The 16652-nt window shown below is 64.2% G+C and carries 12 protein-coding genes; 5 read left to right on the forward strand and 7 right to left on the reverse strand.

Translation table 11 applies throughout. The features are described 5' to 3' along the window. Nucleotides 1–41: 41 nt before the first annotated feature. The 5 genes from V1273_RS03765 to V1273_RS03785 all read right to left on the reverse strand — a co-directional run bounded on the left by V1273_RS03765 (nt 42) and on the right by V1273_RS03785 (nt 7211). Complete coding sequence (locus tag V1273_RS03765; protein WP_057846220.1) at nt 42–824, reverse strand: TIGR02186 family protein; 783 nt, start codon at nt 822–824, stop codon at nt 42–44. Next, nucleotides 821–1747, reverse strand: a complete 927-nt coding sequence (locus tag V1273_RS03770) for a sulfite exporter TauE/SafE family protein (protein WP_334366346.1) — start codon at nt 1745–1747, stop codon at nt 821–823. The genes V1273_RS03765 and V1273_RS03770 overlap by 4 nt, the downstream gene beginning before the upstream one ends. Before the next feature lie 290 nt (nt 1748–2037). Next, a complete protein-coding gene (locus V1273_RS03775; RefSeq protein WP_334408765.1) occupies nt 2038–2697 on the reverse strand; it encodes a hypothetical protein in 660 nt (219 codons plus the stop codon). Nucleotides 2698–3043: 346 nt separating this feature from the next. After that, nucleotides 3044–6424 (reverse strand): hypothetical protein, encoded by a 3381-nt coding sequence (locus V1273_RS03780; protein WP_334408766.1) that lies wholly within the window; start codon nt 6422–6424, stop codon nt 3044–3046. Between the two features lie 190 nt (nt 6425–6614). Next, nucleotides 6615–7211: a PadR family transcriptional regulator gene (locus V1273_RS03785; protein ID WP_334408767.1), complete on the reverse strand. Its 597-nt coding sequence runs from the start codon at nt 7209–7211 to the stop codon at nt 6615–6617. A gap of 125 nt (nt 7212–7336) precedes the next feature. Here V1273_RS03785 and V1273_RS03790 point away from each other — a divergent pair, with 125 nt between their 5' ends. The 4 genes from V1273_RS03790 (at nt 7337) to V1273_RS03805 (ending at nt 13341) form a co-directional block, all read left to right on the forward strand. Continuing rightward, complete coding sequence (locus V1273_RS03790; protein WP_334369125.1) at nt 7337–7723, forward strand: nuclear transport factor 2 family protein; 387 nt, start codon at nt 7337–7339, stop codon at nt 7721–7723. A 189-nt stretch (nt 7724–7912) separates the two neighbouring features. Beyond that, nucleotides 7913–9703 (forward strand): acyl-CoA dehydrogenase C-terminal domain-containing protein, encoded by a 1791-nt coding sequence (locus tag V1273_RS03795; RefSeq protein WP_334408768.1) that lies wholly within the window; start codon nt 7913–7915, stop codon nt 9701–9703. Nucleotides 9704–9765: 62 nt separating this feature from the next. Continuing rightward, on the forward strand, nt 9766–10974 hold the full coding sequence (locus V1273_RS03800; protein WP_065743940.1) for an acetyl-CoA C-acetyltransferase: 1209 nt from the start codon (nt 9766–9768) through the stop codon (nt 10972–10974). Between the two features lie 153 nt (nt 10975–11127). After that, nucleotides 11128–13341, forward strand: a complete 2214-nt coding sequence (locus tag V1273_RS03805; RefSeq protein WP_334408771.1) for an FAD-dependent oxidoreductase — start codon at nt 11128–11130, stop codon at nt 13339–13341. Nucleotides 13342–13761: 420 nt separating this feature from the next. On the opposite strand, the gene V1273_RS03810 is transcribed toward V1273_RS03805, so the two are convergent. Together V1273_RS03810 and gstA are read right to left on the reverse strand one after the other, a co-directional pair. Continuing rightward, nucleotides 13762–14868 carry an IS110 family transposase gene (locus V1273_RS03810; RefSeq protein WP_334383034.1) on the reverse strand — a complete coding sequence of 369 codons (1107 nt, stop codon included), beginning with the start codon at nt 14866–14868 and terminating at the stop codon, nt 13762–13764. Between the two features lie 395 nt (nt 14869–15263). Further along, on the reverse strand, nt 15264–15878 hold the full coding sequence (gene gstA / locus V1273_RS03815) for a glutathione transferase GstA (protein ID WP_334408772.1): 615 nt from the start codon (nt 15876–15878) through the stop codon (nt 15264–15266). Nucleotides 15879–16159: 281 nt separating this feature from the next. On the opposite strand from gstA, the gene V1273_RS03820 reads away from it, so the two are divergent. Further along, a complete protein-coding gene (locus V1273_RS03820) occupies nt 16160–16648 on the forward strand; it encodes a MarR family winged helix-turn-helix transcriptional regulator (protein WP_213285562.1) in 489 nt (162 codons plus the stop codon). The last annotated feature ends 4 nt before the right edge of the window (nt 16649–16652 follow it).

Here is a 16652-nt window from a genome sequence, read left to right on the forward strand (position 1 = left end):
GAGCGTAGGCGGAAGCGATACCCGTCCTACGCATTGACGCCTCAATCCTTCCGGAACACGATCGATGCCATCCATCCCGTCATCAGCGCCATGAACGCCGTGACGAGCCCATAGACAAACCCGTTCTGGCGCGCGGTCGTCGCGACGAACTGTTCAAAGCCGACTTTCACGATTTCGAACGCAGTGTCGGTCTTGGCCACCAGCGCGCCTTCGGCGAACAGCTTGATCTCGACATTATAGAGACCGATCGGCACCTCCGCAGGCAGCGGAATGCCGGTGCGGAACAGCGTCGGCGTCAGGAATGTCACCGCCGAGGTCTCCTCGCGATAAAGGCCATGCTGCTTGCGCAGCCGCACGAAGGCGCTGCGGAACGCATCGTCCGGCACGACGTCGGCGTAGTCGGGCCCGACGCGCTGGGTGAGCAGCACGTTGTTCAGCCCGAGCTGCTGCCGCCGCTGCACCTCGGGCGAGGCGATGGCGTCGAACGGGCGGTTGGAAAACAGCGCCAGATAGGTCGGCACCTGGAGAAACTGCCGGGAGTCGGTGTTGATCCAGATCCCGAACCGGCGCTCCTTGCGGCGCGTCACCATGTCGGCGCGCGGGCCGGCAACCGTCACCACGAGATCGTAGGTGCGATTGGCCGGCGTGCTGGCGTCCTTCTCGACCGAACCGAACAGCACCAGCTCCTCGCCGGAATAGTTCGGCGTCACGGTGACGCGATGGTTCGATACCGAAACGATTAGCCGTTCCGCCCGAACCGGCGACGCCGCAAGCACCGCGGCCAGCGCAAGCCATCCGAGCGTGCGGGCCAGGCGTGCGGTCATCCCGTCACTCCCGTTTCCCGGACGGTGAAGAGATCCTCGGGCCGGATCACCAGTTCAACGGCGAAACGAATGCCCACGGCGAGAACCAGTAGCCCGAGCAGCAGCCGCAAATGCTCGCCGCGGATTTTCTGCCCCGCGCGGGCGCCGAACTGGGCGCCGGTGACGCCGCCGACCATCAGGATCAGCGCCAGCACCGCATCGACCAGATGATTGGTCACGGCATGCAGCATGGTGGCGAACACCATCGTGACCAGGGTGAGCACCATTGAGGTGCCGATCACGGTCGAGGTCGGCACCCGCAGCACATAGATCAGCAGCGGCACCAGGATGAAACCGCCGCCGATCCCCATCACGGCACCGATGAAGCCAATGACCAGGCCGATCACGACGACCGGAATGACGGACAGATAGATTTTCGAGCGCTTGAAGCGCATCTTCAACGGCAGGCCGTGAATCCAGACATGGCTGCCCGGGCGGCGCGTGGTGACCGGACCGCCGCGGCGGGCCCTGAGCAGCGCCCGCAGGCCTTCCCAGAACATCAGGCCGCCGACGGTGGTCAGCAGGATCACGTAAGACGTCGCGATCATGAGATCGAGCTGACCGAGCGAGCGCAGCAGCGTGAAGGTCCAGACCCCTAGCGCCGTGCCCAAACTGCCGCCGCTCAGCAGCACCACCGCCAGGACCGGATCGATGGCGCGCCGCCGCCAGTAGGAGATCGCGCCGGAGAACGAGGACGCCGCGATGTGGCTGGCGACCGAGGCGACCGCGACCGCGGGCGCAATGCCGACGAAGATCAACAGCGGCGTCATCAGGAAGCCGCCGCCGATCCCGAACATGCCGGAGACGAACCCGACCGCCGCGCCCATCGCCAGGATGAGGAAAACATTGACCGGAATGTCGGCGATCGGGAGGTAGAGCTGCACGCGCGTCTGCTTTTGTAGCTTTGCCGCAAGAGACGGCCGAGGAGCCGTTCAGGGCATGGTTTCTCTTGTATTTGTGTGTTTGCCGGCAGTGGAAATCCGGTTCGCGCATGCACCTTTGCGTGCGCAGGGCCGGTTCCCGCGCCTTTGCATAACTGAATTCGGCAGCGTGAGGGACTAAAAATGCCCGGCAAGGCAAATTTTTGCCGTACGTGCGCGTGTCTCAGCACGTTGAAACGCTGTTACAAAATCCGGAAAGCCAGTCTGTTCGTGGGGGTCGGCACTCGGCCGGCTCAGGGCTTTCCGAGCTGGTCGGTGACGAGGTTCATCGCCAGCGCCTGCTTGGGGCTGAGCCAGCGAATGTCCCTGGTCTCGGACATCGCTTCCACGATCGAGGATGAAACCCCCATTTTGGTCATGTAGCCCAACACCGCGCCTGATATCCGCTGGGCCTCTGCGACGGGATCGCTCAGGGGCTTGGTCGTGACAAACCGATGAACGCCCAATGCCGAGCCCAATACGCCGTAGCGGGCCTTGCCGCCGGCATAGGCCAGCACGCAGGCGCTGGCGCAGTAACCGGGCTTGATGCGGCCCGCAGCGTCGGCGGCGCCTACCGCGGTCGCTAGCCCCCGTGACCGGATGATCTCACCCATGATCACGGCCTGGTTCAAATCACCGCCGGGGGAGGCCAACAATACGATGTCACCGGGTGCGAGGTTGGCCTGGTCCAGCCTACTGCGAAACCAGCTCGCCGCGGCGGGGCCGATCGTGCCGCTGACGAACAGGGCGCGGCGCCCCCGGCTCGAACCGTCGAGGTGGAGCGTATCGATCACCTGGGATGTCAGGCTTGGCGAGACATACTGGTCCTTCCAGTAGTGCCAAGCCTCCGGTTGCGACAGGTCCCGGTAGGCGCGAATGCAGACGCCGGCAACCAGCAGGATGAAGATCGCCACCGTCCAAAACTGCCATTGGCGCCGGGGTGGCCGGGGCGGGCGGCGCCGGCGCCTGACCGGGCGGGAGGCGCGGTGGCGCAACCGCAGGGCCCGTCGGCGAGCGGCGGAGGCGATTTTCCCCGTTCTGGCTGTCGTCGGCTGACAATCGATCCTCTTTGCGAGCCGGATCCGTTCAAGATCAGGCTGACCAGAAGCACTAATACGAATTTATGGCCGAGGATATGGCGGCAATGCCGGCAGGCGCTTAGACCGTTTTCGAGCGAAGTGGACACCGGTTCGCGTCAAGAAAACGCGTCAAAACAAAAACCTAGAGCCCGGTTCTGCTTCAATCAGAACCGAAATGGCTCTAGTGAACGGCGGCGGTGCGCTTGGTCGTCGCAGCCGGTTTGGCGGCGGGCTTGCCCGTGGCAGGTGCGGGCGGCGAATCCCAGCCGCCGGCGGGTGACGCCACGTTAACGGCCTCGTCGGGCTGTGGCTCCACGGTGAAGGTCTGGATTGCAAGCTTGGCCGCTGCCAGCGACTGGGCGTCGAGGCGCTTGGCAACATCGTCGCGCTTGCGGCCGGCATCGGCATCGCCCTGGGCGGCTGCGAGGCTGAACCATTTGAAGGATTCGGCGAGGTTCTGCTCGACGCCGATGCCGCGGGCATAGAGGATGCCGAGGTTGAACTGGCTGTCGGCGACGCCGCGATCGGCGGCCTTGCGGAACCAGATCGACGCGCTCTTGTAATTGGCACCCTTGCCGCCGCCATCGGCGTCGAGCACGGCCAGATTATGCATCGCCTTGGCGCTGCCGCGCTCGGCCGCCTGCAGGTAGTAACGCCGCGCGATATCCAGGTCCTTCTTCACGCTCATGCCCTTCTCGTAGAAGGTGCCGAGCCGGAACAGTGCGGGCACCACGCCGGCCTGCGCCGCGCGGTCGTACCATTTGGCGGCCTCGTCGAGGTTCGGGGCGACGCCCTTGCCTTCGGCAAAGCGCACACCGACCTCGTAAGCCGCGGCAGGGTCGCCCTTCAGCGCGGCGGCGCGCAGCACCGGCCCGCCGATACCATCGGGCAACCGCTCGCTCGACGGCACCGCGATCATCGCAAGCTTGGCGCCGCTGGCCGGCATCGCCTGGATCGCGCCGGTGATATCGCTGGCCATAACCGGGGATGCCATGGCCTGCGGCGGAGCTGCGACCCGCGCGCTGTCCAGCGTGTTCGGCGCCGAAGAATTGTTCGACTGCTTCTCGACCGGCGTCGGCGAGATCATCGAGGGCGCCTGCGGCGCGGGGATTGCGGGTGCGGGCCTGGCGCTGCTCTCCGAGGGGGCGGGGGCCCGCGCCGGTGGGGCCGGCTCTCTGGGCTGCTCCATCATCGGCAGTTGCAGCACGCTGCCGGTATCCAGCAGCGTCATCGCCATCTTGAAGGTGCCGAGCACGATCACGACCACGCTCGCGCCGACCAGCAGCGAGCGGATCTTGGAGGAAATGTTCGGCGCGTTCTTGTCGCCGGCCTTGGCCTTGTCGCCGCCCTTGTCCTTCGATGCGACCTTCGCAGCCGAACGTCCGGCTTTCTCGGGCGGGGGCGCGGCGGCTGCGGCCTGCGCGGCGCGGCGCGCGGCGGCAATGAAGCTCGATGAGCTGACCGGCTCCTTCGGTGCGGAAGCAATCTCGCTGATCGCGTTTTCGGAAGCGGCTATCCGTTCCGATGGCGAAGCGACGCGCGGCGGCGGCCGCGTGCCGGGCTCGAGCGGGTGATCCGGCGGCAATTCAGGCGCGATCGCGGCGCGCGGTGCGGCGGCATGCGGCTCCAGAATTTCGCTGATGGCCCGCGGCGGTAGTGGCGGCGCGACCGGCGCGACTGGCTGCACGGCGTGGAATTCGCGCGGGGCGGCGGCAAAGGGCTCCGGAGCATTCCCCTGCATCGCGGCAGGGTTGGGCAATTCCGGCTTCGTTTGCTGCGGATAGGTCATCAGCGGCGTGGTCGGGCGGGGCGCTTCCTCGCGCGTTTCGGCCGTTGCAGGCGGAGAGGCGGAGGTCGCCGGCGCACCGCGAGCCCCGCGCAGATCGCCTTCGATCATCGACAGGCGATCGACCACATGGCCGAGCGTGTTGTGAACGGTCTCCAGCGAGTCCTGCGTGCGGCGGTCGGTTTCCGACTGGCTGAAGCGGATATCGGATAGTTCGCGCTTGACCAGATCGACGATGCCGGAGTCCGTCGGCTGCGATGCACCGCCGGAGTTGCGGTTGGATTCGGCGAGCGCGACCAGGCTGGCGTGCTGGCGTTCGAGAGAACGCAGAATGTCGTGCAGGCCTTCCTCGACCCGTCCGAGGTCGATGGCGGGTGCGGCGGCGGAACGATCGTTGGAGGCTTCCAGGCGCTCCAGGAGATACGAGACGCGTTGTTCGAGATGGGCAAACGCCGACGCATTGTCGTCGCCGGCCGGAATGCGGTCGAGCCGCTCCGACAGCGAGCGCAGCGCGTTCTCGACATATTCCGAATTCTCGCTTGCGGCCGGCGGCTGTCGGGATTCTAGCGTCGAGGTCAGCGCGGCCAGGCGCTGTTCGAGAATGCCGAAGGCATCGCTGTTGCCGTCAAAGCGGGAAAGCTGGTCGACCTTGGCCGACAGCGTGTGCACGTCGTCGGCGAGCCGGGCCAGCGCGTCGTTGGAGGCGACGTTGGAGACGATCCCGCGCAGCGCCGCGATCGCGCTTTCGAGCTGTTGCACCGTCGACGGATCGTCGTTCGCGCGCAGGATCAGGTCGAGCTTGGCGCCGAGATTGTGGATCGCCTCGTCATAGCCGGTGAGCTGCTCGGCCGGCGTCAGCGAGCGCAACGCTTCGCGGATTTCGCTAAGGGCGCGCTCGATGTTGGCCAGCATCTGGCCGTCGGTGCCGTTATAGCGGCTATCGTCGATGCGGCGGGACAGCGAGCGGATTTCGTTCTCGAGCGATTCGATCTCCCGGCGCGGCACCGCCTCGGTGATGGCCTGACGGATTTCGGCAAGCTCGCTGCGGAACGCCGCGATCGACTGTTCGATATGATCGGGACGCTGCAGTGCCTCGATCTGGCTCGTGATCTTGATCAGGTGCCGTTCGAGCGAAGAAAAGTCCGGTCCCGCAGGCGCGGCATGCGTCACTGGCTGCACAGATTTGGGCTGCGCAGAATGGGGCTGGGCGGCAGGGGTCGTCGGCGCGGCATTGCGCGGCGGCATCTGGCGCGGCGTCGGAGTATCGAGTTCGTTCTGGCGCGCGGCGATTTCGGCGATCGCAAAATCCATCGAGGCCGGGCTAAGCGGCGGCGCCGGGCGATAGACCTGGGCCGCGGCACGCTCGACCAAATCGGTCTGGCGCTGCCTTTCCTGCATCTGGACCTGACGAGCCGGCACGGGATTCGAAATCTGCGACAGCCGCGCGTCGAGGCGCGAAATGGCCTCGTTGAGTTGGCGCGCCACCGTCGGCTCGCCATGAGCGGCTTCGCCGCGGACTGCAGGCCGCGAAATCTGCTCGATCTGCTTTGTGATCGAATCCAGCCGCTGGTGAATGTCGGCCACGTCGGGGATCTGGCGGCCCGGCGTCGCCGGCCGCTGACCGGAGGGCGCGCCGAAACTGGGCGGGGCCGGTTCGCCGATGGTGGAATTCAGCCATTCGTTCAGCGACATGCCGGCGCGGCGCGCAGCCGCCTCGGCCCTGTCGCGCACCGATGGATCGATGCCGTCAACACTCCACGATACGCGCGAATTCATGCTCTCGTCCGGTTCCGCTACGGCGCCCCACCCGCGCCATCAGCCTCCCCGCGCGTCCCACTGAAGAGACAATCGTATTTTCGCGCGGGTCGCCTGCCTCGGAACCGACTTTTCCGCGTTACGGTAAAGAAGGGGTTAAGGAATGGGGCGGTCGGCCCCAAAAGTTACCGGCCGGCCAAATCGGCCGGCGTTAGCCGTTGGTTTCGCGCTTGATGTCGTCCATCGGCACGACGTTCGTCCGTTCCACGCCGGGAGACAGGGCCGACAATGCTTCGACCGCCTCTTCGCACCATTCGGCCACGGCGCGCTCGTGGGCGAGGCCAATGCGAAGTCCCAGCAATTTGCCGACATCGGCCGGGGGCGCCTTGCCGTCAGGAAATCGCTTGTTGAGCAGGCGTTCGTAGCGGGCGAAGCGGTCGCGGTGGTGTTCCAGCCGCGCCATCAGATCGGTGCGCAACGGTTCGATGTCGACACTGTCGAGCGCGTAGAGCCGCACCAGGAGGTCGTCCTTGATCGAAGCCGGAACGCTCGGCCGCGCGGCCCAGTGCCGAAGCGCGGTGCGCCCCTCCGGTGTGAGGGTATAGACCAGCTTGTTCGGCTTGCCGGACTGCACCACCTCGCGGCCCTGGATGTGGCCGCGGTCGCGAAGCTTTGTGAGTTCCCGGTAGATCTGCTGGTGGTCGGCCTTCCAGAAAAACCCGATCGAGTTGTCGAACGTCTTGGCGAGTTCATATCCCGTCATCGGACGTTCGGTCAGACAGGCAAGGATCGCGTCACCAAGCGCCAAGACGCCGGCCTCCGGCTTTCATGTGATTTGACATTATGCATAAAGTTGCATATGCGTCAACTCGCATAAGCTCCGGAGAAGCCATTCCCCGGCGCCAGCCCGTCATCGCCCGGATAGGAGACATGATGACCATGAGCGGCCTCGACAAGTGGTACGGCTACATGAAGTCCCATGACACGGCGGCGCTATGGGATCTGTTGCACCCGGATGCGGTGTTCGAAAGCCCGGTCGTCCATACGCCGCAGCGCGGGCGCGACATCACCTTCAAATATCTGGCGAGCGCCGCGAAGGTGCTGGGCGGCCCCGGCTTCAAATACACAGGCGAATGGCGCAGCCCGCACGGCGCGGTCCTCGAATTCGAAAACGTGATCGAGGGTATCAAGATCAACGGCGTCGACATCATCACCTTCAGCGATGACGGTAAGATCACGCACTTCAAGGTGATGGTGCGTCCGCTGAAGGGAATCAATCTGCTACATCGCTTGATGGGGGAACAACTCGCCAAGCAGTGACAAGGGGCGAGAGATCAAGGCCGCCACCATCCCCGGCGTCGTTTATGTCGCAATGGCTGTCGGGATATTTGCTGGCCTGGTCACTCCCTAGGACATCGCGAACCGGATAAGGTCGCTTTCCGGAACGCCGCACAATTTCAACTCAAGCGCCGCCGCCAGTATTCAAGCCTGCCCTGCCGGGAGAACATCATGCCGATCTACAAAGCCCCCGTGGAAGACGTCACCTTCCTGCTCAACGACGTGTTCCAGATCGATCGCTACGACAATCTGCCCGGTTTCACCGACGCTTCCGCGGATGTGCGCGAGGCGATTTTGGGCGAGGCCGCAAAACTCTCCGAAGAGGTGCTGCAGCCGCTCAACCGTGTCGGCGATCTCGAAGGCTGCAAGCGGCATGACGACGGCACGGTGACGACGCCGAAGGGGTTCAAGGAAGCCTTCAAGCAGGTGGCCGAAGGCGGCTGGCTCGGTCTGTCGGCGCCGGCGGAATATGGCGGGCAGGGGCTGCCGGTGACGTTGAGCCAGGTCGTCACCGAATTCCAGAGCGCGGCCAATATGGCGTTCTCGATGTATGGCGGCCTGACCATGGGCGCGACGGCTGCGCTTCTGGTGCACGGCAAGCCTGAACAGAAGAACATGTTCGTGCCGAAGATGGTGGCGGGTCAGTGGACCGGCACCATGAACCTCACCGAGCCGCAATGCGGCACGGATCTCGGCCTGTTGCGCAGCAAGGCGGTGAAGCAGGCCGACGGCAGCTACAAGATCACGGGCACCAAGATCTTCATCTCGTCCGGCGAGCATGACCTCGCCGAGAACATCATCCATCTGGTGTTGGCGCGCATCGAAGGCGCTCCCGCCGGCATCAAGGGCGTGTCGCTGTTCGTGGTGCCGAAATTCCTCGTCAACGCCGACGGATCGCTGGGGCAGCGCAACGGCGTGTCCTGCGGCTCGATCGAGCACAAGATGGGCATCCACGGCAATTCGACCTGCGTGATGAACTACGACAACGCCACCGGCTGGCTGATCGGCGAAGAGAACAAGGGCATGCAGGGCATGTTCGTGATGATGAACGAGGCCCGCCTCGGCGTCGCCGTGCAAGGTCTGGCGCAGTCCGAAGTCGCCTATCAAAACGCCGTCGCCTATGCGCGCGAGCGTCTGCAGGGCCGGTCGCTCACCGGCGCAAAGGAGGCGGACAAGCCGGCCGATCCGATCATCGTGCATCCGGATGTTCGCCGCGTGCTGCTCACCATCCGCGCCTTCAACGAGGCGGCGCGCGCCATGGTGGTGTGGACCGCGCTGAAGAGCGACGTCGCCCACCGCTCCTCTGATCCGAAGGATCGAGAGGCCGCCGACGATCATATGGGCCTGATGACCCCGGTCATGAAGGGCGTGATGACCGACGTCGGCTTCTCCAACGCGGTGCTGGCGCAGCAGATGTATGGCGGCCACGGCTATATCGCCGAGCACGGCATGGAGCAGTTCGTGCGCGATGCGCGCATCGCCATGCTCTATGAGGGCGCCAACGGCATCCAGGCGCTCGACCTGGTCGGCCGCAAGCTGCCGCGGAACGGCGGCCGCGCCGTGATGGCGTTCTTTGCCGAAGTTGCAGGCTTTGCCAAGGAGCACGGTGGCAATGAGGCGATGAAGCCGTTCGTGGCGCCGCTCTCGACCGCGCTCGGCCATCTGCAGCAGGCCACCGGCTGGCTGATGCAGAACGCGCTGGCCAAGCCCGACAACGCCGGCGCCGCCGCCACCGACTACATGCAATTGTTTGGCCTCGTCGCCTTCGGCTACATGTGGGCGCGGATGGCGAAGGTGGCGCAGGACAAGATTGCGGCTGATGGTGCCACGCCCTATCTGACGACCAAACTGGTGACCGGCCGCTTCTTCATGGAGCGGATGCTGCCGGAGACCCACGTCCATCTTGCGCGCATTCAGTCCGGTTGCGCGACCACCATGGAACTGGCGGCGGAAGCGTTCTGATTTTTCGCCGTTTCCCGTTCGATCTGCCTATAATATTATGATCCTCATACCAGGAGGGCGTCATGCCTGAGGCATATATCTACGATCACGTTCGCACCCCGCGCGGCCGCGGCAAGCCCGATGGCGCGCTGCACGAGGTCACGGCGCTGGCGCTCGCCACCGTGCCGCTGCAGGCGCTGAAGGAACGCAACAACCTCGCTGAAGACGTCGTTGACGACGTTATCCTCGGCGTGGTCGATCCGGTCGGCGAAGCCGGCAGCGACATCGCGCGCTTCGCGGCGCTGAAGGCGGGCCTCGGCGAAAGCGTCCCCGGCGTGCAGATCAGCCGGTTCTGCGCGTCCGGCCTCGACGCCGTGAATTTTGCCGCCGCCCAGATCATGGCCGGCCAGCATGAACTCGTGATCGGCGGCGGCGCCGAATCGATGAGCCGCGTCGGCATCGGCGCGTCCGGCGGCGCCTGGCCGATGGATCCCTCGATGGCGGTGCCGTCCTATTTCATGCCGCAGGGCGTCTCGGCCGATCTGATCGCCACCAAATACGGTTTTTCGCGCGACGACGTCGACGCTTATGCCGTGCAGAGCCAGCAACGCGCCGCCAAGGCCTGGGACGAGGGTCGCTTCAACAAGTCCGTGGTTCCGGTGAAGGACGTCAACGGCCTGACCATCCTTGCCAAGGATGAGCACATGCGGCCCACGACGACGATGCAGTCGCTGGCGCAACTGCAGCCGTCGTTCACCGTCGTCGGGCAGATGGGCGGCTTCGATGCGGTCGCGATCCAGTCGCACCCCGAAATCGAGCGCGTCAATTACGTCCACCATGCCGGTAACTCTTCCGGCATCGTCGATGGCGCCGGCGCGGTGCTGCTCGGCAGCAAGGAAGCAGGCGCCAAGCACGGCCTGAAGCCGCGCGCAAAAATCCGTGCCTTCGCCAACATCGGATCGGAGCCCGCGATGATGCTGACCGGCCCGGTCGATGTCACCGAAAAGCTGTTCGAGCGTTCCGGCATGAAGAAGTCGGACATCGACCTGTTCGAGCTCAACGAGGCCTTTGCTTCCGTCGTGCTGCGTTACATGCAGGCGTTCGAGATTGACAATTCGAAGATCAACGTCAATGGCGGCGCGATCGCGCTCGGCCATCCGCTAGGCGCAACGGGCGCCATGATCCTCGGCACCGTACTCGACGAGTTGGAGCGCACCAACAAATCGACTGCGTTGGTGACGTTGTGCATCGGCGGCGGCATGGGGACAGCTACGATCATCGAACGGGTGTAACTGCGGTAGGGTGGGCAAAGCTGAGCGTGCCCACCATGGAATTCTCCGCAAGCGATGGTGGGCACGGCGCAAGTGCGCCTTTGCCCGCTCTACGAGATCACAGACACAACCGCCGCGCCTGACATCGGCTGCCGGCACCGAGGGAGCAACTACATGGCCTTCAAGAATTTCAAGCTAGAGACCGACGCCGACGGCATTGCGCTCGTCACCTGGGACATTCCGGGACGTTCGATGAACGTACTCGATGAAGCCTCGACCACCGAGCTCGAGGAGATCCTGAAACAGACCACGGCGGACGCCGCCGTAAAGGGCGTCGTCATCACCTCCGCTAAGGAAGCGTTCTGCGCCGGTGCCGATCTTTCCATGCTCGAGGGCATGAACAAGGAATACGCGAAAGTCTTCAAGGAAAAGGGCGAGGTTGCCGCCAACCAGATGCTGTTCGACCAGAGCCGGCGCTTCTCGCTGGTGCTGCGCGGCATCGAAACCTGCGGCAAGCCGTGGGCGGCCGCGATCAACGGGCTGGCGCTCGGCGGCGGTTTTGAGGTGACGCTGTCCTGCCACTACCGTGTTGCGGCTGAAAATCCCAAGACCCGGCTCGGCCTCCCCGAGGTGAAGGTCGGCCTATTCCCCGGTGCCGGCGGCACCCAGCGCGTGCCGCGCCTGGTGCCGCCGCAGGACGCCATGACGATCCTGCTCAAGGGCGACCCGGTCACCGTGGAGAAGGCCAAGTCGCTGAACCTGATCCACGCCATCGTGCCGGCTTCCGACCTGATCAAGGCGGCGAAGGACTGGATCAAGGACGGCGGCAAGGCGGTCGCGCCCTGGGACGAGAAGGGCTTCAAGCTGCCGGGCGGACCGGTGTTCTCCAAGGCCGGCATGATGATGTTCCCGGCGGGGAATGCGATCTACCGCCGCGAGACCTACGACAATTATCCGGCGGCACGCGCCATCATGAGCTGCGTCTATGAGGGCCTGCAGTTGCCGATCGACGCCGCGCTCCGCGTCGAGTCGCGCTACTTCACGCAAGTGCTGCGCTCCAAGGAAGCCGCCGCGATGATCCGCAGCCTGTTCCTGTCGATGCAGGAACTGAACAAGGGCGCGCGGCGGCCTGCGAACGTGCCGCCGACCAAGGTGAAGAAGATCGCCGTGATCGGCGCCGGCTTCATGGGCGCCAGCGTCGGCTACGTCTCGGCCCGCGCTGGCCTCGACGTCGTCCTGATCGACCGCGACCAGGAAAGCGCCGACAAGGGCAAGGCGCATGCGCAGAAGGTGATCGACGAGCAGATCGCCAAGGGCCGCGCCAAGGCAGGCGATCGCGACGCGCTGCTGGCGCGCATCACGCCATCAGCGGATTACGCCGCGCTCGGGGATTGCGACCTCGTCATCGAGGCGGTGTTCGAGGACCGCAAGGTCAAGGCGGAAACCTTCGCTAAGGCGCAGCAATATCTCAAGCCTGACGCGATCTTCGCGTCCAACACCTCGACGCTCCCGATCACCTCGCTGGCCGAAAGCTTTAAGGAGCAGGGCAAGTTCATCGGTATCCATTTCTTCTCGCCGGTCGAGAAGATGATGCTGGTTGAGATCATTCTCGGCAAGAACACCGGCGATGTCGCGCTCGCCGCCGCGCTCGACTATGTGCGGGTGATCGGCAAGACGCCGATCGTCGTAAATGATTCCCGCGGCTTCTACGCCAACCGTTGCGTCGGCCGTTACATCGCCGAAGGCAACGAGATGTTCCTCGAAGGCGTGCCGCCGGCGATGATCGAGAACTGCGCCAAGATGGCCGGCATGCCGGTCGGTCCGCTGTCGCTGTCGGATGAAGTAGCTCTCGACCTCGGCCTGAAGGTCATCAAGGCGACCGAGGCCGATCTCGGCCCCAACGCCATCAACCCCGACCAGAAGAAGCTGATGGTGGAGTTGGTCGAGAAGCAGGGCCGCCTGGGGCGCAAGAATGCCAAGGGCTTTTACGATTATCCCGAAAAGGGCAAGGGCCAGAAAAGCCTGTGGCCGGGACTATCCGCGCTGCAGCCGAAGCAGCTCGACCCCGACACAATCGATGTAGAGGAATTGAAGCAGCGCTTCCTGGTGGTGCAGGCGGTGGAGGCCGCGCGTACGGTGGAGGACCACGTCATCACCGACCCGCGCGAGGCCGATGTCGGCTCGATCTTGGGCTTCGGCTTCGCGCCATTCACCGGCGGCACGCTGTCCTATATCGACTTCATGGGCACGCGGAAGTTTGTCGAGCTCTGCCACAAGCTGGAAGCCAAATACGGCTCCCGCTTCACCCCGCCGAAGCTGCTGGAGGACATGGCGGCAAGCGGCGAGACGTTCTACGGCCGCTTCCCGCCGAAGAAGCAGGCGGCGTAAGGAGCAGCTCGCGCAAATCAATCGTCGTCCCTGCGAACGCAGGGACCCATATGTGGACGGCCCCCTGCTTGCAAGAGGCGGAACGCGGTTCGATCGAAGCGATTGCGGCCATATGTCCGGTCTGTTGATGCGGTCGCACATGACCGCTGCCAAGATGGGGTCCACAATACGAGCTCCAAACATAGTGGCGGTGTCTTGCACCAATGGGTCCCACGGAGTGTTGCCTCGTGACTGTGATCGATCGATCAGGTCCATCTTCCGTTCTCGAGCAAGCTTCGGCCTGCAGCGTGAAGTTACCCTCACGCCGAAGCTTTGATCTGCGTCAGTTGAAGGTCATGTGGTCACCTTGTTGTGTGGGCGAGGCCCAGATTGGGTCGTTGCTCCGATGGCGGCCGCTGTTGAGCGCCGCGCGCAGGGTTGTCAAGGCTGGCCGAAGGCCACCGCCGCAGGCGGCGCGCAGCGGCCTTGACGAGGCGAGCACGGCGCTACACTCGGCCTCGGAGAGACGATGCCGGCGCGTGCCGCGTCGTAGCGTTCGCCGCTGACCATCAGTTTCCAGGCAATGCGCGCCACCTTGTTGGCGAGCGCCACGGCGGCGAGCTTCGGCGGCTTGCGCGCCACCAGATCGCGCAGCCAGGGCGAGGGATGAGCCTTGCCTTTGCGAACCTGCTTGATCACCGAGGTGGCGCCCACCACCAGGGTGCGGCGCAAGCTCTCATCGCCGGCGCGGGTAATGACGCCGAGCCGCATTTTACCTGCGGTAGAATGATCCTTCGGGGTCAAGCCCATCCAGGCCGCAAAGTCGCGGCCACAGCGGAAGACCTGCGGATTGGGAGCCTTGATCGTCAGCAGACAACCGCCGATCGGGCCGATGGCATCGACCTCGGCAAGGCGGCGGCTCATCTCGTTCTGCCGGTGCCAGGCCTTCAGCTTCGCTTCGATCTCGCGCAGCTCACCCCTCAGCCGGTCGTACTCCTGACCGTGGATGGCGAACAGCTCTTTGGCAAGCGCGGGCACCGTTCCGTCTTCGGCAATGCGCGTCAGCAGCGGCTCGACATGGGCAGGCCCTTTGGCGGCCGCGAGGCCGAACTCGGCCGCGTGACCGCGGATGGTGTTGATGAGCTGCGTGCGATAGTCGATCAGCCGCTGGCGCATCGTCATCAACATTTGCGCCGCTTGCTCTTCCACACTCTTGACCCTCACGAAGCTCATGCGCGGCCGGCTCATTGCCTCGCAGATCGCGTCGGCATCTTGCTTGTCGTTCTTATTGCGCTGGACATACGGCTTCACGTGCTGCGCCGGCAGCAGCTTCGGCTCATGTCCCAGCGCCATCAGTTCGCGCGCCCAGTAGTGCGCCCCGCCGCAGGCTTCCAGGCCGACCTCGGTCGGCGGCAGCTTGCCGAAAAAGCTCAGGAAATCGCGCCGGCGCAGCCTTTTGCGCAGCACCGGCCGCTCGGCCGCATCAACGCCATGCAGCTGGAAAACACTCTTGGACGTGTCGACACCAATTCGGATAATATCGTTCATGGACGGCTCCCTTGTCTGAGATCTTTACCGACCTCATTCTGGCACATCGATGCCGTCGGGGGCCGTCCACCCCAACATATCGCGTGATCTATCGATAAGGCAGCCTGGCCGACGCCTTCTGCACAATAGCTCCCTGTGGTTATGGGCCCCTGCGTTCGCAGGGGCGACAAGTTGAGGGGTTCTCGCCTCTATTCCGTCGTCCCTGCGAACGCAGGGATCCATACCGCGTGATCTATAGATGAGGCAGTCTGGCCGACGCCTTCTGCAATAACAGCTCCCTGTGGTTATGGGTCCCTGCGTTCGCAGGGACGACTACTGGAGGGAGCAGTGCCACGAACAAAAAGGGCCGGATCGACGATCCGGCCCTTTCGCATTTTCCACAATCTGTGGAGCGTTCACGCCGCCTTCAGCAGCCCTTCCTTGGTCATCGCCTCCTGCACCTTCGGGCGCGCAGCGATGCGGGCCTTGTAGGCAAGAAGGTTCGGCATATCGGAGAGATCAAACTTCAAGCGGTCGGTCGCCCACATCAGCATGGTGAACAGATAGCCATCGGCTACAGTGAATTGCTTGCCCATCACGTAGTCGCGCCCGGCCAGCGCCGTTTCGAGGTACTTGAACTTGCTCATGACGCGGTCCTTGAAAAACGCCTTGGCGTCGTCGGCGAGCAGAGGTGAGAACATCGGTCCGAGATTCTTGTGCAGCTCGGTCGTGATGTAGTTCAGCCATTCCAGCAGCTTGTAGCGCTCGTCCGAATCGCGAGGCGGCGCCAGATTCTTGCCTGCCTTGTCGGCGATCATCTGGACGATGATCGGGCCTTCGGTCACCAGCTCGCCGCTATCGAGCGCCAGCGCCGGCACCTGGCCCTTCGGGTTGACCTTCAAAAAGTCGTCACCATTCTCCAGCTTCTTGGCGCGCAGATCGACCTTGACCAGGTCGTAGGGCAGACCGGCCTCGAGAAGCGCGATATGGGGGGACAGCGAACAGGCGCCCGGGGAATAATACAGTTTCATTGGATTTTTCCTTCCCTCGATATTATTGGCGGGATGACTAAATGCATTTGCATGGAATAGTCAAGATTGATGCAGATGCATTTAGTGCGGTACACTGGTGTCCCGTTTCCGAAGTTCGCGAGCTTTCGCGGGGCCACCGGCGCGAACTTCGGAAAAGGGGCACCAGTAACAAGACGATTCTAGTGCCGCTGATCGATTTGAAGTTTCTGCACGATCTCGCGGCAGGCAGTATAGGAAGTTCAAATCGGCGGCACTAGCCAGTGACAGATACGGACCGGACCATGAAACGCAAACCATCGACCGAGGCGACCGCCGCCTGGATCCGCCTGATGCGGGTGCAGAGCCGGGTGCTCGATGCCGTCGAACAGGATTTGAAGAAGGCGGGCTTTCCGCCGCTGGCCTGGTATGATGCGCTATTGGAACTGTCGCGCGCCCCGTCCGGCGAGATGCGCCCGGTTGAGCTGGAAAAGCAGATGCTGATCCCGCAATATTCCACCTCGCGGCTGATCGACCGCCTGGTGGACGAGGGCCTGGCGGCGCGGCGCGAATGCAAGATCGACAAGCGCGGCCAGTTCGTGGAGATCACCGAAGCCGGGCGCGAGTTGCAGAAGAAGATGTGGGGCGCCTATTCGGCGGCGATCGAAAAGCACGTCGGCTCCAAACTGTCCGATGCCGACGCCATGAAGCTTTGCGGTCTGCTCGACCGGCTGGGCTGTTCGTGCTCCGACGTCAAGGCGGCCGCTGCCCGCGACAGCGTGCCGGCGCGATGACATC

This window comes from Bradyrhizobium sp. AZCC 1721, assembly GCF_036924715.1.
Classification (GTDB): Bacteria; Pseudomonadota; Alphaproteobacteria; order Rhizobiales; family Xanthobacteraceae; genus Bradyrhizobium.